The organism is Acaryochloris sp. CCMEE 5410 (assembly GCF_000238775.2).
Lineage (GTDB): Bacteria > Cyanobacteriota > Cyanobacteriia > Thermosynechococcales > Thermosynechococcaceae > Acaryochloris.
The window spans coordinates 1,464,054-1,489,277 of sequence record NZ_AFEJ02000002.1 but is presented as its reverse complement, the minus strand read 5'-3'; the positions used below and the strand labels follow the sequence as shown (position 1 = coordinate 1,489,277).

The window sequence follows — 25,224 nt, the reverse complement described above, 5'->3', positions numbered from 1 at the left end:
ACTATTTTGAGGATTAGCTTAAATGTATAACAAGACTCAAGCAGGAGATGCTCTTGCTTGGATATATATTGGAGCTTCAGTTTATTTAGAAAGTCAAGCCATAAAGAAGCGCGACGAGCTATTAGAATATTTAGAGGCTGAACCATTAAAACCTGAAAGGCATCAAGATTTTCTAAATGGCTTGAGAAAGCTAAAAAGTTTAGGAAGCTTGAACTCAAGAGCAGTTTATGATTGTGTCTTAGAAATATTCATCAATAATCCTGATAATCAAGATGTGAAGATGTTGGTTTTTCAAACTGGATATTGGTATTCCAGTATTCAAGAACCTCCAAAGATATATAGCCTAGATAAATTATCACAAATCGAATCACTTTTAGGAAAGAAAAAAGAGATCGAAACCCTGACTGCACGTTTAGATAATAATAGTGACGAAGTTTTTTTAGAGATTTCAAAATCGATTGAGAACTTGGCATTACCTGAATCTGATGATAATCTTGTTAAGCGCAAAGTAGTTGAAACAATAGATCTTTTCTTTGAAAAGTACTCTTCCTTATTGTTGCAAAGAATGGCTAATAATCCTGCAAACAAGGATCTTCAGTTACTATTCAAATCTACTCTTAAATCTATTGATAGACCGGATCCTGATTTGTATGAAAAATTCTTAGTATCTTTACTGAAGGATATAGTTTTAGATCCTAAAAACAAAGATTTCAAAGATTTCCTCATGTACTCACTTGAAAAAGCACCAGGTATTGCGGGTGTAAGTAGTCTTAATATTTACAATACAGTTCTAGATCTTTTTGAAGACAGTACCTTTCAAAAAGATCTAAGGACTTTAGTTTTAGATATAGGGAGATGGCATTTTAGTAGGAAGAACTGGCTCCGTCGAAGAGCTAAACCTGAAGATGAGCAGCAAATGCAAAATGATATTTTGATGAGACTTCACCAATAGTTACTTCACAAGTAATTGTATTTGAATGGTATTAATTTGAATTCATTCTGAGCAGGGTGTGTAAGCAATGATTATGAAAAACTGATGAATGAAGCAATACGATAAATCTTACATAGAAGCAAATTAAAGAGCTTGCTGGTTTTTGTCATCATCTTGGCCCACAATTTCAGAGAGTTGCTGAATACCTTCCTCCTGCATTTTTACCAGCAATCCTTCCAAAATTCGGCGCACCATCCACGGCCCTTCATAGATCCAGCCTGTATAGACCTGTAATAAGCTGGCCCCCGCACAGAGTTTTTCCCAAGCATCCTCAGCGGTAAAGATGCCGCCCACTCCGATAATTGGCAGTTGGCCTTGAGTGTGTTGGTGAATAAATCGAATCACGTCTGTGGAACGCGATCGCACCGGGGCACCACTTATCCCACCTGCTTCTTCAATAGGTGCATTCCCCGTAGCGGCAATCCGCTCTGTTTTCAGATCCCGCCGAATCGTTGTGTTCGTAGCAATAATGCCTGCGAGCTGATGGGCTTGAGCCAACTCCACAATCGCGGCAATATCCTCCCACTCTAAGTCTGGGGCGATTTTTACCAGCAGGGGTTTGCCTTCCGTATTCTCGGCTTGCAGACCCGCCAAAATGGGGGCCAATTGTTCGACGGCTTGAAGCGATCGCAACCCTGGCGTATTGGGTGAACTCACATTCACCACAAAATAGTCCCCATAGGTTTTCAGTAGTTGAAAGCTCCCCACATAATCTGCGACCGCCTGTTCGAGGGGCGTCACTTTTGACTTACCCAAATTAATCCCTAGGGGGTAGGAACGAGCTTGGCGGTCCAGTGAAGCGGCAATTACCTTCGCCATCGCAGCAGCCCCTTGGTTATTGAATCCCATCCGATTCAGCGCTGCTTGATCCTCAGGTAAACGAAACAAGCGAGGTTGAGGGTTACCCGATTGAGCGTGGAAGGTCACTGTTCCTACTTCCGCAAATCCAAACCCAAAACGAGGCCAAATATTGGTTGCCACCCCATCCTTATCAAACCCCGCCGCCAATCCGATGGGGTTGGCAAAGGAGAGACCCCACAAAGATTGCGAAAGCCGAGGGTCTTCTACCTGTAGAGAAGAGGCCAACCGCCGTTGCAAGCCTTGAGCTAACCCCTGATCCACAGTCCGATCCAGCCAAGCACAAGTCCGCATCAATTGACGATGGACCGTTTCTGGGTCAGCTTTCAAAGCCGAAAATAAAAGAGGTTGTAACCCTTGTTGATATAAATCCACAGTTTTCTCAGACCAGCATCGCACTGAGAGTATAGCCCGCTAAGGTTCAGCAGGGGGCGCAGAAGTGTCTGACGATTGTTGCACCGGCCAGCCCAGGCGAGTTGGCTGCTGATAGACCCGTTTCAGGGTATTCATATCCCGTGCAGAAATAGGAGCGGGTGTCCGCACTTGGGAAAAATAGAGGGCGTCGGTTTTTAAGCGGCTATGACCCCAAATCCCCAGGGCATGGCCCAATTCGTGGCGAACCGCCGCAGCAATATAGGTCTCTGTTTGATTGGCTCGAACTTGAATGGTGCAGCGATGGGACAACCGCTGCTGGTCATCCACATAGAGCTTAAAGCGCGTCTCTGCTGAGCGAACACGTCCCTGACTTCGTTGAGTGGGATCAACCGCCGAGATGACGATATCGGCCTGGTTCGGATCAGTTGTCACTTCCAGAGGAAAATACGCTTGCCAAGCCTGAATCGCTTGATCAACCGCCTGGGGCCATTTCTCTTGGACTAATGGCAAAGACGTTGGCGCAGGCTGAGCATAGACTCTGACAGGAAATTGGCTCCAGACCAGATACCCCACGCGAGTGACTTTGATCTGATCGAAATAATCTCCTTGTTCCTGGGGATCTTGCCACCGTTCTAAAGCAGCTGGCAACGGATGCACCTGGGCCGCAGGAGCTTGGAGGGCCGCATGATTGGGACGGACCCAGCCGAAATGCACAAGAACAGCAACGACAAGGCCTATGAGCCCTAAGCCCATCACTGCAGGCCACTTCCTCAGACTAGGCCACCCCATTGTGTTAAGCTCATCCGTTAACCGAGCCAGCCAGCGCTGAGAACTACGGTTAAGCCCATAAACATTAGGGTGAGGGTCCAAGTGATGCGATTAAGGGTTTTTTCCGCACTCTTAGCACTCGTGAAGAGCTGGCCTTGACCACCAATCCCCCCCAAACCGTCCCCTTTGGGGCTGTGCAAGAGTACCAAGGCAATAAGCCCTACGGCAGAGAAGAACCATACGCCTTGAATTACGTTAGTCAGCATCCAACTGAAACCCTAGTAAACGATAAAAAATACTGACGGCAAATCAATAGCCGCACGACGGTCTACCCATCCTATTGGGCAAGACATACTCACAAAGTATAACCTTTAGCGATGAATCCGGACAGGACTCTTGTTCTGACGAACTTCAAAGCCTGCAGGCTGCATTAAGGTTGATCCCGTCATTTCTTCCGGTTTGGGAAGCTGCAGAATATCTAAGATAGTCGGGGCAATGTCAGCCAAGCGGCCATCTGCTCGCAATTGCACATCCGTACCATGGGCAGGAATTTTGCGCCCTTCCCCCTCTACCAAAATGAAAGGCACAGGGTTAGTGGTATGGGCTGTCCACGGATTTCCGGTCTCATCCCACATCCGTTCGGCATTGCCATGGTCCGCCGTGATTAAAAGCGTGCCTCCCACGTTAATCACTTGGTTGAGGAGTTGACCAAGGCATCCATCTACGGTTTCAACGGCTTGGATCGTGGCATCCATCATGCCTGTATGACCCACCATATCCGTATTGGCGTAGTTAATCACCATCAAAGAATAGATGCGCTTATCTAAGGCTGCGATCGCTTCTTCCGTTACCTTAGCCGCCGACATGGGTGGGTCCTGGTCATAGGTAGACACCATGGGGCTAGGGACCAAAATTCGATCCTCTCCAGGCAAGGGATCTTCAATGCCACCATTGAAGAAATAGGTAACATGGGCATACTTTTCGGTTTCAGCCAATCGCAGTTGCTTCAAACCATGATTAGCGACAATTTCCCCCAAAATATTGTCTAGATTTTGGGGCTTAAAGGCGACATCCGTGGGCAGATCTGAATCATATTGAGTGAAGGTGACAAAGTGAAGAGGCTTCACCTGCTCTCGCGCAAACCCATCGAAATTGGGATCAACAAAAGCTTGAGTCAATTGGCGGGCTCGATCAGGCCGGAAGTTAAAGAAAATCACGCCATCCCCGGCCTCGATTGCCCCAGGAGCAATACGAGTGGGGGGAAGAAACTCGTCTGTGGTTTTGTGATCGTAGGCATCGGTGATCGCATCTAGGGAAGACCAATCCCGAGGGACAGCCACCTGATCGTTCACCATGACGTCATAGGCCTGCTGAATCCGATCCCATCGACGATCACGATCCATGGCAAAGTAGCGACCGCTCAGGGTCACAATCTGGCCCACCCCAATATGGGCAATCTGTTTCTGTAATCGCAGAATTTCGTCTTTCGCGCTTTTTGGAGGGGTGTCGCGTCCATCCAAAATGGCATGAATGCAGACTTGGGAAATATTATGCTCTTTTGCGAGCTTCAGTAACGCTAAAAGGTGGTCTGAGTGGGCATGAACGCCCCCTTTTGAGCACAGGCCAATCAAATGCAATTTGGTGCTGGCTTGAGACACTTGTTTGCAAACCTTATCCAAGGTAGGATTGGTCGCCAAGCTACCATCTTCGATCGCATCTGCAATGCGGACTAGCTCTTGGGGGACGGTGCGGCCAGCGCCTAAGTTGAGGTGGCCCACCTCAGAATTACCCATTTGACCTGCAGGCAAGCCTACGGCCTTACCAGAGGTTTGAATGAAAGTACTAGGATAAGCTGTCCAGAGGCTGTCAATAATTGGGGTGTTGGCTGTTGCGATGGCATTACCATCTGAATTTTCTTGGTAGCCCCAACCATCTAATATGACTAGCACCACCGGGGAAACAGGTGTCGACGTCATACAGGATCGTTTTCCTCAAGGATTTATTTGTGATGCAATCATAACACTCAGAATTCCGCTTAGAACAGACCACAACTTGGATCTAAAGGAAAAAGCAAGATTATCCTGACCTCGATATTAATATCATTTTCAGGTTAAGACTAGGTTGCCCCAGCAATATCGAGATTAACACCCGCTTATGGATGGGAAGGCAGAAAGTCTGCTCCATCCTCTGGCTGAGCCGATGATACCTCCAAGCAAGATTCATCAGATAGGGGTGGAGGGGTCCATGTGAAGCGAGGCGCAGGCCAAAGTCGATCGAACAGCACCGTTAAGGGGGCTAAAGCAAACAATGCCCAGAAAATTCCGGTGGATAAATACAGCTTCGTTTGTAGCACAAACGTGACGACCGCGATACTACTAGACCAGAGCAGACGGGCTCCTCGGGCATCCGGGATCGATCGGGGATCGGTGAGCATAAACAGGGCAAATAAGATCAGAGATCCACTCGACAAACTGTGGTACCACACATCCCAGCTCCACCCTAACCACAGATCCCGCAGGGACAGACAGACCCCATAGGTGGCTAAAAACATCACAGAGGTGTCCCATCGCCCCACCCGATGCAACACGACCCCACCCGCTCCCGCAAATAAAAGGCCATACCAGCCCACTGCTCCCCATTGCCCAGGGGAAACCCAAGCATCAGAGGTCAAGATGAGGGCGGCAATAATGCCAAAGTTGGCTGGATTAAAAAAATGTTTGCCCTTCCACTTACAGACAAATTTACTCAGGATCGCCAAGGTCGCTGCCAGCATCATGGTGCTCCAATGATCTGTTCGCAGCAGCAAACTCAACCCTAATGCCGTAATTAGGGCGCTGCGAATCGAGGGATTAAAGGCTCGATTGTTCGGCTGACGCCGCTGCTGGTACAGATAGGTCCCATAAGAGGCTAATACTTGGACGAGAATTGTGGTTGCGATCGCAACCCCGATCATTTCGGGTCGTAGGGTCCAATCCTTCGTTCCAATACCTAGCACTAAAAATAAGCTGAGAAACAGAATTTGATAATCTCTCGCATCTTGAAAGGACATAGACCCTCGTCTGGCTGGAATGGTCCCAATTTATCCCAAACTTCTAACTTAGACGTCAGCGGTTACCTAAATGGTTACCAGCCCAAGCCTGTTTACAGGAGGCCTGAGGCTTCAGATTCCTTGAACGAGGTCTTCGAAAATCCTCACAAGTTTCTCAAATTAGCGGGATATAAAGAAGACAAATATTCTGATTCCGATCTTCACCAGAGAGCGGGACCTAGACCCCATGCTTCCTATCTCTCCCCAACAACCGCCAACAACCAAACATCAGTCCTTCATTCTTTGGTTTGATCAGGTTGGCATTGCAGACATTCCCCTGGTTGGCGGCAAGAATGCCTCCTTAGGAGAGATGATCCAACAGCTAGGAGCGCAAGGTGTCCAAGTACCCACCGGCTTTGCCACCACAGCCCATGCCTATCGAACCTTTCTGCAACAATCCCAACTAGAAGCCCCCCTTCGTCAGCTCTTACAAGGGTTAGACGTAGAAGATATTCCACAACTCCGCACACGAGCACAGCAGGCCCGCGAACTGATCCTGACCACTCCTTTTTCTCCCGGATTAGAACTAGCTATCAGTGAAGCGTATTCCAGACTCTGTCAGCACTGTGGTGAACAGTCATCCTTATCTGTAGCCGTTCGCTCCAGCGCCACTGCAGAGGATTTACCGGATGCCAGCTTTGCGGGGCAACAGGAAACCTATCTCAATGTCCAAGGCCTTCGCGGGGTCTTAGAAGCCTGTCATAAATGTTTTGCCTCTCTCTTTACCGATCGCGCGATTTCCTATCGCACCTTAAAAGGGTTTGACCACTTCACAGTGGCCCTAGCTGTAGGGGTCCAGCAAATGGTGCGATCCGGCACCGCTGGGGTGATATTCTCCATCGATACCGAAACTGGATTTGATCAAGCAGTCCTGATCACGGCAGCCTACGGGCTCGGGGAAACCGTGGTCCAAGGTGCCGTGAACCCAGACGAATATTTGGTGTTTAAACCAACACTCCAACAGGGCTATCAGCCAATTCTATCTAAGCGACTCGGCAGTAAAGAGATCAAAATGGTTTACGACCAAGAGGGCAGTAAACTCACGAAAAATGTGCCCGTATCTGCAGGCGATCGCCAGAAATTCACCCTCACCAACCCAGAAATTCTTACCCTCGCCCAATGGGCTTGCAAAATTGAAGATCATTATTCTGCCGTGCGGGGCACCTACACCCCCATGGATATTGAATGGGCTCAAGATGAATTCACCGGGGAACTCTATATCGTCCAAGCCCGGCCGGAGACAGTACAGTCGCAAAAATCGGACACCCTGCTCAAGACGTATCAGTTAGATACAACCGGGCCAGTTCTGAGCACCGGTCGAGCCGTAGGGGAATTGATTGGCCAGGGACGGGGGCAAATCATTAAACATGTCAGTCAAATCAGTGCGTTTCAGCCTGGGGACGTCTTAATCACCCATAAAACGGATCCCGATTGGGAACCGATCATGAAGCAGGCAGCAGCCATTGTTACCAACCAAGGTGGGCGAACCTGCCATGCCGCGATTATTGCTCGGGAATTGGGCATCCCTGCTATTGTCGGTTGTGGCAATGCCACCGACCAGATCCCCAACGGTCGGCTGGTCACGGTTGCCTGCTGTGAAGGGGAAGTCGGCCATATTTACGATGGGCTACTGTCCTTTACCGTTCAAGAAACCCAACTAGAACAGCTCCCCACCACCCAAACTAAAATCCTGCTCAATGTGGGAAATCCTGACCAAGCCTTTAGACTGGCAGCCCTGCCCTGTGATGGCGTGGGCCTCGCCCGTTTGGAATTTATTATTGCCAACCATATCAAAGCGCATCCCCTGGCCTTAATCCATTTCGATCAACTGGAAGATCCGTTAGCTCAACAAGAAATTGCCCACCTGACTCGCCACTATCCCTTCAAACCAGACTTCTTTGTGGATCAGCTCACCCATGGGGTAGGCATTATTGCCGCTGCGTTTTATCCCAAGCCTGTCATTGTCAGACTGTCTGATTTCAAGAGTAATGAATATGCAAACTTACTCGGCGGTCAGCAATTTGAACCTCAGGAAGAAAATCCCATGCTGGGATGGCGGGGGGCATCTCGTTACTACGACGATACGTTTCGAGAAGCCTTTGGTTTGGAATGTAAAGCCCTCAAGATCGTCCGAGACGAGATGGGCTTAACCAACGTGATCCCCATGGTGCCCTTCTGCCGAACACCAGAAGAAGGCCGCAAAGTTATTGCAGAAATGGCGAATGCTGGGTTAGTCCAGGGGGAAAATGGCCTCCAGGTTTATGTGATGTGTGAAGTACCCAGCAACGTCATTTTGGCGGATCAATTCAGCCAAATCTTTGATGGGTTTTCCATTGGCTCCAACGATCTCACCCAATTAGCCCTAGGGATTGATCGAGACTCAGCCTTAGTCGCCCACCTCTTTGATGAACGTCATGAAGGTGTGCAATCCCTGATTCGTCAAGTGATTGACCAGGCCAAACGCCATCACTGCAAAGTCGGTATTTGTGGCCAAGCCCCCAGCGATTACCCAGAATTTGCCCATTTCCTCGTTGAACAAGGGATTGACTCCATCAGTCTCAATCCTGATTCAGTGCTCAAAACAAGGTTCACGATTGCCCAAGCTGAAACGCACCTGTCATCGTCTCAACCGTCCTAGTCTCATATCGTTTTCCACGCCCCTCGGAGGTATTCATCATGTTCCGCAAGATATTAGTTGCCCTTGACCATTCAGAAACAGCTCTGGATGTCTTTGATCAAGCCCTTGATTTAGCTGCCACCACCCAGGCGAATTTGATGTTATTACATGTACTATCCATGGATGACCAGGATGCCCCTGATGCCCCCACGTCCTTCCCTAGCATGTATTACTATCCAGGGTTATCAGCCACCTCAATTAAGGTCTATCAGCAACAGTGGGAGCAATATGCCCATACCGCCCAAGATATTCTGGAGGCCCAATCTGAAGAAGCAAGGTTAGCAGGCGTGTCTGTCAGAACCACCCAAAAACAGGGCGCTCCTGGTGAAACCATTTGCGAAGTGGCGAAGGAATGGCAGGCTGACTTAATTTTGCTCGGGAGTCGAGGACGAGCCGGTCTGAGTGAATGGTTATTAGGGAGTGTCAGCAATTACGTCATGCATCATGCCCCCTGTTCAGTGCTGATTTGTAGAGAAACTGAGACGCCTCCCCCAAACTCCATCCCAGATCATCTCAACCGACAACTTATGTCCAATTTAGGGGGCTGGCAATAATCTAGTCGAGCTAGCTATTTCTGGGATACCTCTTTAGGTTGCATCCAGTTTACTTGCAAAGGCTTGATGAGTCCCGACTCCGTGACTTGAACCGTCATAACGAAGATGTCTTCCTCAAAGGTTTTGACTGCCAATTGCGGTGGATCACTGGCCTGAATCCGGTAGGTCCGGTCAGGAATAAACTGGCTAATGATGGCTCGTTGCCCCACCTGCTTAGGCCCCGTATGACGCAAATAAATCATCTGCTTCAATCTGAGGGCCACATCCCCCGGCGTTTTACCATAGAAGAGGGGGAGAAAGTCTTCCAAGACTTGTTCAGACTTCGCTGGGGAAAAGCCAGATATTCCCTTCTCCAAATCCCTAATGTTTAGGGATTCTTTGACCTGGTAACCAGATAAGATTTGAGCGTCTAAAACTGTCATCTGCTGCAAATCAAACAAAGCTTTTTGCTTCATAAGCTGTGGGTTAGCCCCATACACTTTCTTCGCAGCGCTCAAAGCAATATCAGACAATTCCGTAAAGCTATAGTCATCAAGATCTTTTTGAGCAAGCTGCATTTTCATTTCTTGCTCAAATTCAGTTTGTAATGCTGTAATTTTGCCCTGATCCGGCGGTTGCGTGGTGGCAGGAAGTTCGCTGGCTTGCAGTTGACAAGCCGTAAGGCATAAACCCACTAGCAAGAATTGAAACCATAAACGCTGCATAGCACCCTCACCCATCACTGTGGTTCCAGTCTACTTACCCTCGTAGACAATGACGATCAGAGAGTTTGAAACGCGCACTGAAAAGGAACTCGCTGGTAATAAGCCCTGTCGGGCGATTGCACTAATGGTTGTGATGCAGCGATTACTGTACACAGTAACTCTTGAACACTACATCTGGGATACGGCTGCGCCTTCAGCCGACAATTTTTGTACCAAGGCTAATAATTCTTGAGGATTAAATGGCTTGGTCAAATAGGCGGTACATCCAGACATCCGGGCTCTCATCCGGTCAATCAGACCTTCTCGACCTGTCAACATCACAACAGGGATTTCCTTGAGCATATCGACTTGGCGAACCATGCGACACAGCTCATACCCATCCATCTTCGGCATTTCAATGTCCATAAGAATGACGTTGGGTTGTTGCTCAATTAAGACCGTTAATGCCTGTTTCGGATCCATCAATTGCAGGACTTCAAAGCCTTCTGCCTCTAGGGACAGTTTCACAAATTGTTGAATGGTTTGACTATCATCTACACAAGCAACCACGGGGCGAACTTGCTCTTCGATCACTCGATACGGGTGCAGACTGATGGCTCCAGCTTGGACCATCGGCGCTAAATCAGACACCAGCGTCAAGACATCCATATCTACCTGGTTGGCCAACTCATAGAAGCAAAGGTCTTGTTCTAATAGATTGACGATATTTTGTAAGTGTCGCCCTTGGCCATTTTCCTTCCAAGCTAATTTTAGGAATTGATCGGGGTCTTCCAAACGGGGCTTCTGGAAGGGAGAACCAATGACAGCCTGCAGCTGTGCCCATTGATTAATTTGATCACGGACCGGTAAAACCAGCTGCCGAAACGGAGCAGATAGCAACAGTGGATCCAACCCTACATTGGGCTCAAACTCTAAGTAGCCTTGGGGGAGAGCTAAGAACTGCATCAAGGCTTCTTGAGTCAGAATAGCCAACAGTTTTCGGAAGAAATTAAGAGGTAAATTATTGGCCTGCCAATACTTGCACAGATAGGAATACTCTGACGTATTATTCGGTAGAGGCTCAGATAAATTAAAGTCGGGTAGCTGCTTTTTGAGCACGTAGGGTAATCGCTCGGCATGTCCCATTGTGCTCTCTGCAAAATGCATTTGCCCACCGCCTAGATACACCCGCCAGCTAATCGACGGATCACGAGAATCAGTGATAGTGATGCGGCCAGACCGTTGCTCAGAGATCACTTTCTGTAGCACTTTGGCAGGTGCGACCTGTGGTTTGTCCTGTTGGGTGGGTGTTGGAAGACTGGAGGTATAGGTCATAAACTAACTGATTTGGTAGTTAATAGTCAGAGCATTGGCAGTTACCAGCTCAGCAAGATGGCAAGTGGCAGATTTGATCTAGAACAACTTTTTCAGGTACATGCCTTCATTCTTAGGATGGACCGTTTAACCCTGAGAACATATGCGTAAAATCACGTATTTTTGCTCTAGGAGCGAATTCTTGGTAACAAATAGCAGCAATATACGGATGATTCTTAGTATTAGTATGGACTAAAAACCCATCAGAATTTACTTTTGAGTAAAACTTCAAAGAGTAGGCAAACCAAAAATATTTTGTAGCCTCATTGTCAGCTCATTTAAGGTGTGCAGACCTACTGCGACCTCAATTTTTCCCTGAGGGCTTGAAATCTGAGATGAACGTCACTGAAGTCACAAGGTTGATGGCCATATCGCCAACTTACATAAATCTGGGAAATCTCAGTTACGAGGTCAGCGATTGCCCCTTCCCCTTTTTGATGTAAACGATGGGTATATTCAAATGGCGTTTCATGGGGGCGTTTAGGTACACCTCGATTCGCTAATACATGCAGCATTCGCTGGTATAGCTTTTCCATAGGTGGCAACGTTGCCAGACGTCGCCGATAGCGCCACCATTGCCAGCCTTGAGGAGCCAACCAGCCGAGTACCGCGATAGCACTCAGCACCAGTAGTCCTGCCATCCAGCCTTGCCAACCCCCTGTAAAAAATCCTAAGGCTTGGGCCAACCCTGCACCGATCATGGCAAATATTGCCGTCAATCCATTCATCATCGGCGAGGGTAACCAACCCGCTACCCAGTTCCATAAGGTCTTCAACACCGAGAAGGTGTAGTCGTCATCTACGGACGGGGGAACCAAGTCATGTCCGGGAATAGGATCAAAGGTAAACCAACCAAACTGGGGAATGTAGACCTCCGCCATCGCAAAGGCATCTACATTTTTCACTTCATATAGCCCCGTGAACGCATTAAATTCCCCAGGGGCAAATCCCGTGACTAGGCGTGCGGGGATGCCGATGGAGCGTAACATCATGGTTAAGGCTGTGGAGAAGTGATCAGGATAGCCTCCTTGATACCTGAATAGGAAGGCACTCACCAAATCTTCTTCTGCCTCAAGCACCGGCAGATCAGGCTGCAGTGAATAGGTTTGTTTGAGGCTTTGCGCTAAATACAGGGCTTTCTCATAAGCGGAAATGGGAGGACGATTGGCTTTTTCTAAGAGGGCTTCGGTCTGCTCTTTAATCTGAGACGCAATGCCATCTGGGATTTGCAGATAATGCTGGCGAATAAATTGAGGATACTGGCGGGAGGCTTTTCGTAACTGCTTGCGATCGCGATACGGAACATCTGAAATCACCGAGTAGGTTAGTCCATCCTGAAGCTGCACAGGCGACCGAAATCCCCCTTCTGGATCTTGAGCAATTTCACGAGTCGGGAAATAGACTTCACGGGCTTGACTAAGGGCAGGAATCAGATTGGGAAAGCGAGAAACGATGGAATAGGTTTGAATCACTTCTTTGGTGCGGCCTCGCTGACCGAGTTGAGGCACCACAAACCGATAGGACCACGCTGGTCGGCTCAAGGTTTCGGATTTATCATTGCGAGACATCTGCCAGCCTTGACCTGTATATTCGTCAAAGGCTAAGACCCGCCAAAACCCAGGAGCTTGGGACCTCACTCGCATCACAATTTCCGGTTTGAGGACACCTCGCAAATTTTGATTAATGCGTTGACTGAACCCGTAATAAAACTGATCATCAAAGATAATCTCTCCCTCCAGATCTTCGCCGTCTTGCCCTGTGCCATCCCAAGTGGCACTATCTCCCTGACCATAACCAGGATTAACAATTTGCTGGGCATCAAACTTACCCGGAATATCAATCGCCGCACTCACGGGTAACGTTCTCAACTGGTATCCAGGTAAGCGGGGCAGCAGAGCAAAAATGACCAATCCCACGGTCACCACGGCCACTAGCATCCTGCCAATCTGGGCGGGGGGCAAGCTCACCGAACGACGTTTGAGCAGCTTCAACCCTAGACGGGATCGATAATCGAGGATAAGAACGGGTAAGGCGCAAGCAATAAACAGTAAGAGCCATCCCCCAAACACCATGGTTTCGCTGACGGTGGCTGCGACTCCAACTAAAATGATGCCAATCACCGCCGAGTACCCCAAATCTTTACGTCGGGGGAGGTCAAAGGCATGCAGGATTTGCACCTGAATCAGCAACTCCGTCAACAGGATACGCGAATCCCCCGCTTGGCCCGCTAAACGGTTGAGAAAGACGACCAAGACGAGGATCATACCAATGGCAATCCCGCATTTGGCGGCAATATTTCGACGATGCCGCTGTCGCCAACTCCAGGTGGCCCCCATCAAACTCAATGGAATCGCCCATAAACTGTGCCAGCTCCCTGTCGCCGAATCGGTCGCCAGGATTCCCACACAGACCAGGATTTGCACTCCTAAACGCAGCGCTCTGGAGTCTTCAGGAGGGAGCGACCGAGGCTGTAACCGTTGACGCCAAGATTGAGATAAGACAGAACGCTGCATCAATTGTTCTCAAGGTAACGGCATCATCCTATGGGGCAGCCTTAGTTTACCCAGCGACCCCTAACATATTCCCTAAACAGAACCTCTCCAATCTAGAAGCCAGGGATGGTGGGTGACCTTAGGGGTACGACCCAGACTGTATTATCAGGCCAAAGATGGGAGCTGCTCAGAGCGTCCACGTTTCCAAAGGGCCCAAGCCCTACAGTGAACTTCGTTGACAAAGTTTCAACACGCCCGTCTCTGACGGGAAACTACACAGCAGCAAAATCTAAGAGTTCATCTTCTTGCTTAACTAAAATCGTGCAGTTGGAACGAGCATAAGCACAGCAGGTCAGCATGAAACCGGCTTCTTCTTCTGCATCGCTCAAAATAGAGCGATCATGCTCGACTTCACCATCAACAACTTTGCCGACACACGTAATACAAGATCCAGACCGACAAGAGGCGGGAAGTTCTAGGCCTTCTAACTCCGCTGCATCGTAAATATACTCATCCTCTGGGACACAAATGGTATTCTCTTCCCCAGTTGTTTCATCTCGAAACGTTACATCGTAAATCATTGCTAGTGCTTATCTCCGCATTAAAATGAATAAGTGCTTTTATTTGGGGAAGACACCACCTCCCCCCTGCCCTGAAGATCGGTAGAAGGCAAGCAACATCTATCAATTACTTATCAATTATTCACAAATCTTTACAAATATCCTCAGGGAAAATACTGAATGCCGGAGTCTGGAAGAATAGCAGCCTATTAATTGGCTCTGGTATGGCGGTAATTTGGACGATTCTTGGCTGTTTTTCCCCGCTATCGAGGTGACTCAACATCGGACTGAGCCAATCCCGCGGATTCCCATCGCTGAATTGATGGGGAAGAAGTGAACAGAAACCCTGGATTTCGTGTAAGTTTAGGGTAAGTATTTATGCGTCCATCAACACTCAAGATAAATTTCTGCTTATGCCACTGCTTGCGACCGGGAAAAAATTCATTCGCACCATTGAACAATCGGGCGCTGTTGGCATTTATGTTCCGTCTGAAGGCGGATTTGAAGGCCGCTACAAGCGCCGACTCCGGGCAACGGGCTACCTGACATTATTTGTGTCAGCCCCAGGCATGGGGGATTTAGCCTCTTACTTCACCGATGTCCATGGGGTGCGCCCTCCTCATTTAGGCAAAAATCAAATTCGCACTTATTTCTTGCCCCCCTTCGTTACCTATCAATTAGAGAATTTGCCCCCCCAAGCTAAGGGCTTAGCCTTATGGCTTTATGACGGGAAGCGACTAGCGAAGCAAGAACTGGCCTACCTTAGCGCCATTACAGCCTCTGAGCCTCGCTTAAAGGTAGTGGTTGAGCTAGGGGGTGCGCGGACTTTTGAATGGCAGCCCCTCTCCGACATCGTCGCTGCAGCTTAGACACCTGTATATCCCGACTCCCTTAAGACAAGGCAAAAGGTTAACCCAGGACTAATCAATTCAGATTAGGCTGTTAGGGTGATTGATTTTGCTTCTCCTCTCCAGTCCCTCGCTCAAGGCACCTGGTTCAAGTTAATTTGTGGAGCCAGTTATCAGCATTTACCCGCTGTCCGCAATCTGGTGTTGGCCTATACCCTGGCAGGAGCCGACTGTATTGATGTTGCGGCGGATCCAGCTGTAATTGCTGTCGCGGAAGATGGGATCGCAATCGCGCTCCAGCTCTCCCCTACCCATCCTCGTCCCCTGTTGATGGTGAGCCTCAATGCGGGTGAGGATCCGCATTTTCGCAAGGCGACCCTCCAGCCTGAACAATGTCCGTCTGACTGCCCTCAACCCTGTGTGCAGGTTTGTCCTGCAGATGCGATCGCATTTCCCAGTCCCGGCATCGTGACCGATCGATGTTATGGTTGTGGCCGCTGTTTACCCGTTTGCCCCATCGAGCAAATCGCCACGGTGTCCCACACCGCTAAACCCGACATCGTCGGCCCCTTTATTCAGGCTGGCGTGGTGCAAGCCTTAGAAATTCACACCCAAGTGGGACATTTGGCCGATTTTGAGCAGTTATGGCAAGCCCTCCAACCCTTTGTGCCCCATTTACAGGTCTTGGCGGTCAGCTGTCCTGATGGGGAGGGTCTTCTGGATTATCTAGCGAGTCTCTATCAACTGATGGAGCCGTTACCCCCTACCCTCATCTGGCAGACCGATGGCCGCCCCATGAGTGGAGACATTGGGGACGGTACCACCCGAGCGACCGTACTCCTAGCCGAAAAAGTTTTAAAAGCACAATTACCCGGTTATGTCCAACTGGCCGGCGGCACAAATCGGCATACTATTGCTAAACTCAAAGCCAAAGGGTTACTGCATCCTCGGTTGATGAGTTCATCCATGACCATTTATGCATCCTATATCGCGGGGGTCGCCTACGGCAGTTTTGCCCGAAACCTCCTCGCCCCCCTGCAAACTCAATTGGAAACCTTATCGACCCATCAGATCGAAGATCATGCTCAATTACTACAAGAGGCCGTCTCTCTAGCCTCTGCATTGGTGGCCCAGCTCAAGCCTGGCTTGAATCAACCTCAGCCTAGGAGCACGCTTGGCCAAGATTTACCGCTAGTCCCATCGGTGAGCCGGGGGAGCTCATCTCGGATCTGCTAGCTCGCGGCTAGCCCTTTGTTATTTCATTTACTGCAAATTCATGGTTGAACAAGCATCAGGAGAAAACCAGCAAATCACCGATAATCTTGAACAATTGCTCGATATTTTGCCCGAGACATTGCGATCTCACCTGCAACACCATCCCCAACGCAGTGTGATGATTGAAGTGGTGATGGATCTGGGTCGCCAACCGGAAGCTCGCTTCCCTGGCCAAGCCGAATATTTATCCACAGAACCTATTAGCCGAGACGATTTAGACTACTGCATCCAGCGGGTCAGTCACTTCAGTGGCGATAACCGGGCCGGTATTGAGCGGACCCTGCATCGGATTAGCGCCATGCGCAACCGTCAAGGGGAGATTATTGGACTCACTTGCCGCGTCGGTCGGGCGGTGTTAGGCACCACCGAAATTATTCGTGACCTGGTGGAAAGTGGCCGTTCCATCCTGATGCTGGGACGTCCCGGTGTCGGTAAAACCACTGCCCTGCGAGAAATTGCCCGGGTCCTGGCCGATGACCTGCTTAAGCGGGTCGTGATTATTGACACCTCCAACGAGATTGCTGGGGATGGCGATATTCCTCACCCCGCCATTGGTCGGGCTCGGCGGATGCAGGTGGCCCGTCCTGAACTGCAACATCAGGTGATGATTGAGGCAGTGGAGAACCATACTCCAGAAGTGATCGTGATTGATGAAATTGGCACCGAACTGGAAGCGGCAGCGGCCCGCACCATTGCCGAACGAGGGGTGCAACTGATCGGTACTGCTCACGGCAACCGGATTGAGAACTTGCTGAAAAACCCCACCTTGTCTGATCTGGTCGGGGGGATTCAGTCCGTCACCCTTGGAGATGATGAAGCCCGTCGCCGAGGTAGCCAAAAAAGTGTGCTAGAGCGGAAGGCGCCTCCGACCTTCGATATCGCCGTCGAAATGCTAGAGCGGTCCCGGTGGATTGTCCATGAAGAGGTCGCCAACACAATTGACAACCTCCTGCGCGGTCGGATGCCGAATCCCCAAGTCCGGACGGTTAGCGAGAGCGGCAAGGTCACCATCACCCATGAACTATCGACCTCGCCTATCGTTGAGCCGACGCCCATTGAGTCTGCTCCCAGTGGCTGGCGATCCTCAGGTCGGATGAAGCCCGTCCCCAATCCGGTTGCCCCAGCTAAAACAGATTTCAATGAGTTTCAAACGCTACTGGATGCGTCTTTGCAGCAGCAAGATCAGTATGGCAATACCCTCCATTTTGCTGCTGGCCCCAATGGCGAGGATCTGCCCCTCCATGTCTATCCCTATGCTGTGAGTCGGTCTCAACTCGATCAGGTGATTACCACCTTGAATCTACCGATTGTGCTCACCAAGGATATGGATCATGCGGATGTGATATTTGCCTTGCGATCGCATCTTAAGCATCATTCCAAATTGCGCAATCTAGCCAAGACCCGCCAGGTCCCCATCCACACCGTTAAGTCGAGCACCATCCCTCAAATTGCCAGAGGTTTACGCCGACTAGTGAATATGGATGATCCAGGTACCCCGGAATTGGTGGATCTCAAGCTGTTTTCCGGCAGTAATGATGACGATGAGATCGAAGCGCTGGAAGAAGCCAGGTTGGCGGTTGAACAAATCGTTATCCCCAAAAAGCAGCCAGTGGAGCTACTCCCCCGTTCTGCTAGTATTCGCAAAATGCAGCATGAATTGATTGAGCATTACCGCTTACAGTCTCGTAGCTTTGGAGAAGATCCGAACCGCCGACTACGGATTTATCCGGCTTAGTTCGGGTGGCATTTACACAGATCCAAAAACGAATGGGATAGCCCCCTATTTCGGGTAAGATTCTCTGGCAAGGGTTACGCGGAAGTGGCTTTATGTACCTATTTTTAGATACCGCAGATATCAAGGCCTGGGATTTTTGGTTGAGCAAGGGCTTATTCTATGGCGTTACAACCAACCCAACCTTATTGGAGAGAGCCCATATTCCTTGCACCCTTGACCAACTCCAAGGGCTAGCCACAGCCGCCTTTCAGAGAGGTGCTCAAGAAATTCATTTACAGACCTGGGGGACTGAAGTTGAGGATTTAGTTCGTCGAGGAACTGCGATCGCAGCGATTGATTCCCGCGTAGTCGTCAAAGTACCTATCACGTTGACAGGCACAGAAGCTGCAGCCCAATTAATCCAACAAGGAATACGGGTAACTTTAACTGGGGTTTATGCTGTTCACCAGGCATTGATTTCTGCTGCCTTGAAGGCTGACTATGCCGCCCCCTATTTAGGACGCATGACAGATCTGGGACAAGACGGTAGGCAAGATATCATTTCGATGCAAAGAGGTCTGAACGGAGTCAAGAGTTCTACCAAGCTTTTAGTTGCTAGTATTCGCAGCATTGAAGACATTACTGCTCTTACTCAGCAATCCCTCGATACGTTTACAGTATCACCTGCGATCTCAGAACAACTCTTCCAGGTCGATGCAACCATAGATGCAGCGTTAGCCTTTGAAAAAGCAGCACATGGCTAATGGGTTTCAAGGCCTAATGCTTCTGTAGTAATCGGCAGCTTGACAATAAAAGTTGTGCCTTTATCTGCAATACTCTCAAAATCGATCGTCCCCCGATGCAGCTCAACGGACTTTTTAACAATTGCGAGACCTAGGCCTGTACCTTGAATTTGTCCAACATTTGTAGCGCGATGAAATGATTCAAACAGATGCTGCTGATCAGCTTCAGGAATCCCAATTCCTTGATCTTTTATGAAAAAGGTTACCTCTTCTTCATTGACATTGACCTGAAATCGAACACTAGTACTTTCAGGAGAATATTTAATGGCATTGGACAATAAGTTACTGAGGATTTGTCTCAGAATTTTCTCGTCAGAATAGACCTCATGTTGATTCCCAAAAACATCAAACTCAATCTGTTGATCGCGTTTAGTATTGAGTTGAAATTCTTCAACAAGACTACTGCAGAAAACTTTAAGGTTAATTAGTTTAGGATTAAACTCAACTTTATTGACATCAGCTTTGCTCAAAACTAAGACATCATCTAGAAGTCCAGTCATATGCTTAACATTCTTTTGGATACGATCTAGATAAGTATGTTGCTTATTAGTATCCCACCCTTGTCCATAATGCTTGATTAACTCTGTTGTCCCTAAAATAGCTGTTAAAGGGGTTCGGAATTCATGGGAAGTCATCGAGATAAAACGAGATTTCAATTCATTAATTTCTCGCTCAGCTTGTTCTCTAGCTTGAGATTGCTGTAAATCTTCATATAAATAGGCATTCTCAAGGGAAATAGCAGCTTGGGCACATAACAAGCGTAATACTTCTAAATGATCACCTCGAAAAGCATCATAAGCGAGATTATTTTCTAAATAAACCATCCCCATGAGGTGTCCTTGATTAATCATGGGTAGACAAAGCAAGGATTTTATTTGGTGTAATTGGATATATGGATCATTGGAGAAATTTGATGTAGTAGCAGTTCCTAAGAAAACAGGTTCTAGTGTTCGGGCAACATAATTAATTATGGAGCAAGGAACTTGTGCACTAGAAGCCACAGGTATTGATTGCCGGATAGATTTACTGTCCTTTGTTGCTGAGGCTTCTATAACAAAATGATGGCTTCTATCTAGAATCAGAAAAATTGCTTGAGCACCTGCACTCTGCATCAAAACTTGCATTAATTTTTCCAGAAGTTGGTCTAATATTATTTCTTCAGATATAGCTTGTGAGGCTTTTAAGACTGAAGCTAAATCTAAGTCGATCAGGCCAGTTGTAGTAGAAGAGCTTTCAGTAGTTTGAATAGAGGATATTGCATGAGAAGACTTCTGTAATCGAGAGAAAATAGCAGGGTATTGCTCTTCTAATTGGCGAACCTTAGCGATCGCCCCCCATTTAGCATAACCGTAATATGCATCACTTAAATAGACCTGGGCAACTTTATCTCTTCCAATTTCAAAATAAAATTCTGCGGCCCGCTCGTTAGCAATTGCTTCTTCTTGTACATAACCAGATTTCGCAGCAGCAGAAATTGCTAGATCATAAAGATCCATAGCCTCTGGATACTTTAACAAAACTCGTGAATATTCTGCTTTCACTAATTGATACTTATGAAAAAAATTTTCTGGACAACTTTTAGACCAGAATTCAAGCTTATTGATTATTTTTTTTACTTTTTTTAGCAAAGGTTTTTGAGTCTCTTTTTCTAGATTTGGGTACTGATATAAAATAGATAACGACATATAAAAATAATGAATAGCGATATATATAAGACCTGGTACACCTGAAATATAACTATCAGTATAATTTGCAAACATCAATGCCGATCGAAATTGATTGAAGATATATGCAAGCATTGAACTTGCTAAGTAACAGGCTACAATACATAATTCATTATTAGAATCTAGCAATAAAGGCAAGTCTTTTTGGGCATCAAAAAAAGATCCTTTAAGCTTATAAGTTATAAATTTGTTATTGGCTAAATTTTCAGAAGCTTGTCTCCATACATTACTATGATATAGCTGAAACTCTTGCTTATTTGCCAACAAAAATTCAGAATACTGCTTCTGTTTTTCTCTAACATCATCCAAGGTAGAGCCACTCAAAAAATTAAAAATCCCACAAAAAGAAGCACAATGTAATGCATATTCCAAGTCTCCATATTCAAGGCCCATTGTTATCCCTGTAGGCAGAGATTCAACAGATTTATTAATATGATCAATCCATAGCCTATTGAACACATTAAAGACCATATATGCTTTAGCTGAAAATTCAACAGCATTATATTTTTTGAGTAAGTCAAGAGCTAAAATACTATAGCTATATCCAGCATTAAAGTTCTGTAACGGGCCGCATTGAAGAGTACCATAGCTGTTATATGCGAAGATTGAATACTGAGAATTTCCATATCTCAGGGAAAGCTCAACCATTTTAGAAATTGCAACAGGAAACAACTTTGGATTTGCCACGAATGTAGCTGGTATGACAGCCATTAGTATCCGCATTGCTAATAGATATCTGGAGTCATCCATTATTCGAAGATTAGCTAAATCACTTATTTTTATATTTTTCTGGAATATTTTAACCCTCAAAATTCCGATAAGGATGTCAATCTCATTGGGCCTATAAGGAAGTGATATCCCTAGCATCTTCAGTGCTTTTAGAGCAGTACTGATAGCTTTAACAGGCTGATTTTGTGTGAAATAGTATGGAATCTGAAATTCATAAGCTTGAACAATATCTTCTTGTTTATTTGCTACACTTAGTATCTTTTCTAAGAGGGATGAAGCACATTCAAAATCAATGTTCAAATATGACAGTTCTAAGGCTGATAGATAGACATTTATTGTATAATCATAATTATCTTGCCAACTTGTATCAGGAAGTAATTTTAGGCAAATATCATAGTATTGCTTAGCTGCTTCATAGGCTGCCGAATGTTTTGCTTTTTTACCAGCAGATTGGTTAAGATATGCTAGTTGTGTTCTTTGAGATTGACTAATTAAAAGATCAATCCCAAAATTCATCTGATTAACAATATCAAATATATCATTATCATTATATTTCTCTATCTCAGCTCGTTTATTGAGAAGAATCTCTCCTATATTTAGATGAAAACGTTTACGCTTTTCACTTGGTATTAGTGAATATACTGATTGTTGGACTCTGTCATGTAAAAACTGATAGTTTATATTATCCTCTATCTCACTCTTCCTACTCATAGAGACAAGTGGAATTTTATAGTTTTTATCTAATGGCAAGACCAAACCTTTCTGAAGAGCATGCCACAGTTCTCTCGCAGTATCATGCATTGATTTCTTAGAAATTATTGAAAGAGTCTTTAAGTTAAAATTATTTCCAATACATGCTGCGAATCTTAGTATCCTCTGTGTTTCAGCAGGTAATTCTTCAATACTTTTTATAATCAAATCAATAATACTAAAATCAGAAATTTTCACCGATTGAATCTTTTGTATATTCCAAACCCATTTCTCTTCTTGATAATTAAAGTAAATACATTTTTCATGATAAAGGGCTAAAAGCAGCTGATTTAGGTAAAATGGATTTCCTCCAGACTTGTTGTATACAAGCTCAGACAATAATATGGAATCATCAGGATCACTATGCAAAGTCTCAAGAACCAACTGATGAACTGCATTTAATTGTAGGGGTTTCAAATAAATATTAGTAGCTTTAGTAGTCTTATTATTCGTACTACTAATTAGTTGAGCTAACGGATGGATTGCATTTACCTCATTATCTCTATAAGCTCCAATCAATAACAAATGATGATTATTAGGATTTAATAATACTCTCTCGATAAATTTTAGAGATGCAAAATCTGCCCACTGTAAGTCATCTAAAAATATTACTAGCGGATGCTCTGCTTGGCTAAATACACGAATGAATGATTGAAATATCTGGTTAAAACGATTTTGAGCCTCAATAGTGCCTAACTCTGGCACTTCAGGCTGTGAACCAATAATTAACTCTATTTCAGGAATTTGATCGATGATAATTTGACCATTGTTACCTAGCGTAGAAAGTAATTTCATTCGCCAAGAATCGATAATTTCAGGTGGCTCTGAAAGCAAATACTTAGTAAACTCCCGAAATCCTTGAAGAAAAGCAAAATATGGGATATTCCTTTGAAACTGTTCAAATTTACCTCGAACAAAAAAGCCTCTTTTCTGAAGAATTGGTTTATGTATCTCATTTACAATAGAGGTCTTACCAATTCCCGAGTAACCACTAACCAACATTAGCTCTGTATCACCGTTACTTACTCTTGCAAATGCAGAAAGTAATCTGGATACTTCGGTTGCACGACCGTATAGCTTCTGTGGAATGAGAAATTGGCTATTATGATCGAGCTTGCCCAGTGTGAAAAGAGGAATATGATCTCTACTTGTTAGTTGACTTAAGCAGTACTCAAGATCAGCTTTCAGTCCTAATGCGCTCTGATAGCGTTCTTCAGCATTTTTTGCCATTAATTTCATGACAATATCAGACAAGACAGTAGGAACGCCAGAACTTGATCTATCAGGAGGTAAGGGATATTCAGATATGTGATAGTGAATGAGTTCTAATATATCTGAAGTCTGAAAAGGAAGATGGCCTACGAGCAATTCGTAAAAAGTTACTCCTAGAGAATACAAGTCAGTACGATAATCCAGTGCACGATTCATCCGTCCCGTTTGCTCTGGAGATATATAGGCTGGCGTCCCTTCTAAAAGTGTATAGTCACTGCGTTGGTAGGTCTCTGTCTGTAGCCGAGAAGCAATGCTAAAATCAGTAATTTTTACTTGGGTTGTTTCAGTATTAATGAGTATGTTGGACGGATTTACATCTTTGTGGATGATATTTTTCTGATGAAGGTGTCCTAGTATGTCGGCCAGTTGGATCGCAATTTCAAGAAAACAAGATATGGATGTTGCATTGGCCTGAAAAAACTCCTTCAGTGTTATGGCATTAAAGTCTTCTTTAACTATCCCAATATTATTCTTGTAGATTTCTAACGAATGGGTCCTTACTATCCCTGAATAATCAATGCTGTGACTGATTTGATACTCATACCTCAATTGGCTGATTTCAGTAATTGAAGGGTATTCAGCTTGAACCGTCTTTAAAATAACGAATTCATTATCAGATTCTTTGATGGCACGAAATACGACTGTCTTTGGTCCAATATATATTTCTTCTTGAAGAGTATATCCAGGGAATTCCAGCATGATTATTACCTATTATTTGCTGAAAGATGAATAAAAATCTGTACTAGTTTGGAATTCAGATTATTAGATTGAACACTATCCTTCAAGGCTAATGATACCAATAAATATTATCGTTATATCTCCATCTACAAAGTTAGGTATAAATTATATACAGGAATAAATCAATTTTCATTTTTCAAAGAAACAAGAAACGATTACTATTTTTATTGATTTACTATTTTTTTATAAAAACTACCTTTTATTAAATAGAAGCAATATTAGTAGTATATAAATTATAGATTTATATACTACTAACAATATTACTGAAGTTAAAATATTTTCAATGATGAAAATATCATCTATCCATGATTTTTTCTTTACTATTTTACTTATTAAATATATTATAAAAACTTGAAATTAATTTTCATTCTAATACTTACTCTTAGACATATCAGTATTTTTTCTGTGTATTGTATAATTCCTTTCAACTCAAAAAATCACAGTATGTATATGAGAGAAAACTCCTAGTAGTAGTTACTCCAAGACTAATTTCATAGTGTATCTAGTTATACATACAACATGGGTAGTTTAATTTTTTTGTGTATAAACTTACCATTTTAATATTAATATTTTTTAGTATAAAAATACTTAATATATTGTTACAATTATCTATTTTTTATCCGTATATTTTCGGAACATATTTTTTGTCTTATCTCTATAATCAGTAATCTTACGGATGAATTATATATCAGCAATCAAATAAATTCTAACTATTCTTATTAGGAATAGTAGGAATTTATTCTCTTAATTTTTCTGGTAGATGTTTGGTAGCCTTCTATCAATATCTTCGAGTCTATTTCATCTTGGGCCAAGATCAATTTGTTCTTTTGATCATCGATATTTAGGTTGATGATCAAGTTTTTATCTTATTACGGAAGAAAATACAGAGAATTTCTTCTGGTATTTCGTGTACCTGTATACCTATCAATCTCAATCAGGAGAACTGCATTT

At 45.5% G+C, this 25,224-nt stretch carries 17 protein-coding genes; 7 read left to right on the top strand and 10 right to left on the bottom strand.

Going from position 1 to position 25,224, the window contains the following annotated elements; translation table 11 throughout:
* The first annotated feature begins 22 nt into the window (after positions 1-22).
* Positions 23-952: a hypothetical protein gene (locus ON05_RS27690; RefSeq protein ID WP_010475897.1), complete on the top strand. Its 930-nt coding sequence runs from the start codon at positions 23-25 to the stop codon at positions 950-952.
* Between the two features lie 123 nt (positions 953-1,075).
* Here the strand turns inward: ON05_RS27690 and ON05_RS27685 are convergent, their stop codons facing one another.
* The 5 genes from ON05_RS27685 to ON05_RS27665 all read right to left on the bottom strand — a co-directional run bounded on the left by ON05_RS27685 (position 1,076) and on the right by ON05_RS27665 (position 6,041).
* On the bottom strand, positions 1,076-2,224 hold the full coding sequence (locus tag ON05_RS27685; protein ID WP_010475899.1) for a quinone-dependent dihydroorotate dehydrogenase: 1,149 nt from the start codon (positions 2,222-2,224) through the stop codon (positions 1,076-1,078).
* 39 nt (positions 2,225-2,263) lie between these two features.
* Positions 2,264-3,013: a hypothetical protein gene (locus ON05_RS27680; RefSeq protein WP_029315328.1), complete on the bottom strand. Its 750-nt coding sequence runs from the start codon at positions 3,011-3,013 to the stop codon at positions 2,264-2,266.
* Between the two features lie 17 nt (positions 3,014-3,030).
* Positions 3,031-3,258 carry a preprotein translocase subunit SecG gene (gene secG, locus ON05_RS27675; protein WP_010475901.1) on the bottom strand — a complete coding sequence of 76 codons (228 nt, stop codon included), beginning with the start codon at positions 3,256-3,258 and terminating at the stop codon, positions 3,031-3,033.
* A gap of 105 nt (positions 3,259-3,363) precedes the next feature.
* Positions 3,364-4,968 carry a 2,3-bisphosphoglycerate-independent phosphoglycerate mutase gene (gene gpmI / locus ON05_RS27670; RefSeq protein WP_010475902.1) on the bottom strand — a complete coding sequence of 535 codons (1,605 nt, stop codon included), beginning with the start codon at positions 4,966-4,968 and terminating at the stop codon, positions 3,364-3,366.
* A gap of 176 nt (positions 4,969-5,144) precedes the next feature.
* Positions 5,145-6,041, bottom strand: a complete 897-nt coding sequence (locus ON05_RS27665; RefSeq protein ID WP_010475903.1) for an RnfABCDGE type electron transport complex subunit D — start codon at positions 6,039-6,041, stop codon at positions 5,145-5,147.
* Positions 6,042-6,267: 226 nt separating this feature from the next.
* Here ON05_RS27665 and ppsA point away from each other — a divergent pair, with 226 nt between their 5' ends.
* Together ppsA and ON05_RS27655 are read left to right on the top strand one after the other, a co-directional pair.
* Positions 6,268-8,718, top strand: coding sequence for a phosphoenolpyruvate synthase (gene ppsA / locus ON05_RS27660; RefSeq protein WP_010475904.1), 2,451 nt, complete (start codon positions 6,268-6,270; stop codon positions 8,716-8,718).
* A 38-nt stretch (positions 8,719-8,756) separates the two neighbouring features.
* On the top strand, positions 8,757-9,311 hold the full coding sequence (locus ON05_RS27655) for a universal stress protein (protein ID WP_010475906.1): 555 nt from the start codon (positions 8,757-8,759) through the stop codon (positions 9,309-9,311).
* A 14-nt stretch (positions 9,312-9,325) separates the two neighbouring features.
* Here ON05_RS27655 and ON05_RS27650 read toward each other — a convergent pair whose 3' ends face one another.
* The 4 genes from ON05_RS27650 to ON05_RS27635 all read right to left on the bottom strand — a co-directional run bounded on the left by ON05_RS27650 (position 9,326) and on the right by ON05_RS27635 (position 14,441).
* Positions 9,326-10,030 (bottom strand): hypothetical protein, encoded by a 705-nt coding sequence (locus tag ON05_RS27650; protein WP_010475908.1) that lies wholly within the window; start codon positions 10,028-10,030, stop codon positions 9,326-9,328.
* 153 nt (positions 10,031-10,183) lie between these two features.
* Entirely contained in the window at positions 10,184-11,329 is a 1,146-nt protein-coding gene (locus ON05_RS27645; protein ID WP_010475910.1) for a response regulator, read from the bottom strand.
* Positions 11,330-11,661: 332 nt separating this feature from the next.
* Positions 11,662-13,881: a DUF3488 and DUF4129 domain-containing transglutaminase family protein gene (locus ON05_RS27640; protein WP_010475912.1), complete on the bottom strand. Its 2,220-nt coding sequence runs from the start codon at positions 13,879-13,881 to the stop codon at positions 11,662-11,664.
* A 251-nt stretch (positions 13,882-14,132) separates the two neighbouring features.
* Complete coding sequence (locus ON05_RS27635) at positions 14,133-14,441, bottom strand: 2Fe-2S iron-sulfur cluster-binding protein (RefSeq protein ID WP_010475914.1); 309 nt, start codon at positions 14,439-14,441, stop codon at positions 14,133-14,135.
* 392 nt (positions 14,442-14,833) lie between these two features.
* Here ON05_RS27635 and ON05_RS27630 point away from each other — a divergent pair, with 392 nt between their 5' ends.
* From ON05_RS27630 to ON05_RS27615, 4 genes are all read left to right on the top strand, one after another.
* A complete protein-coding gene (locus ON05_RS27630) occupies positions 14,834-15,289 on the top strand; it encodes an NAD(P)H-quinone oxidoreductase subunit N (protein ID WP_010475916.1) in 456 nt (151 codons plus the stop codon).
* A 78-nt stretch (positions 15,290-15,367) separates the two neighbouring features.
* A complete protein-coding gene (gene ldpA / locus ON05_RS27625; RefSeq protein ID WP_010475918.1) occupies positions 15,368-16,504 on the top strand; it encodes a circadian clock protein LdpA in 1,137 nt (378 codons plus the stop codon).
* A 40-nt stretch (positions 16,505-16,544) separates the two neighbouring features.
* Entirely contained in the window at positions 16,545-18,278 is a 1,734-nt protein-coding gene (locus ON05_RS27620; RefSeq protein WP_010475919.1) for a R3H domain-containing nucleic acid-binding protein, read from the top strand.
* 92 nt (positions 18,279-18,370) lie between these two features.
* Positions 18,371-19,021: a transaldolase family protein gene (locus ON05_RS27615; protein WP_010475920.1), complete on the top strand. Its 651-nt coding sequence runs from the start codon at positions 18,371-18,373 to the stop codon at positions 19,019-19,021.
* Here ON05_RS27615 and ON05_RS27610 read toward each other — a convergent pair.
* Complete coding sequence (locus ON05_RS27610) at positions 19,018-24,234, bottom strand: ATP-binding sensor histidine kinase (protein WP_010475921.1); 5,217 nt, start codon at positions 24,232-24,234, stop codon at positions 19,018-19,020. The genes ON05_RS27615 and ON05_RS27610 overlap by 4 nt on opposite strands.
* Between the last annotated feature and the right edge of the window lie 990 nt (positions 24,235-25,224).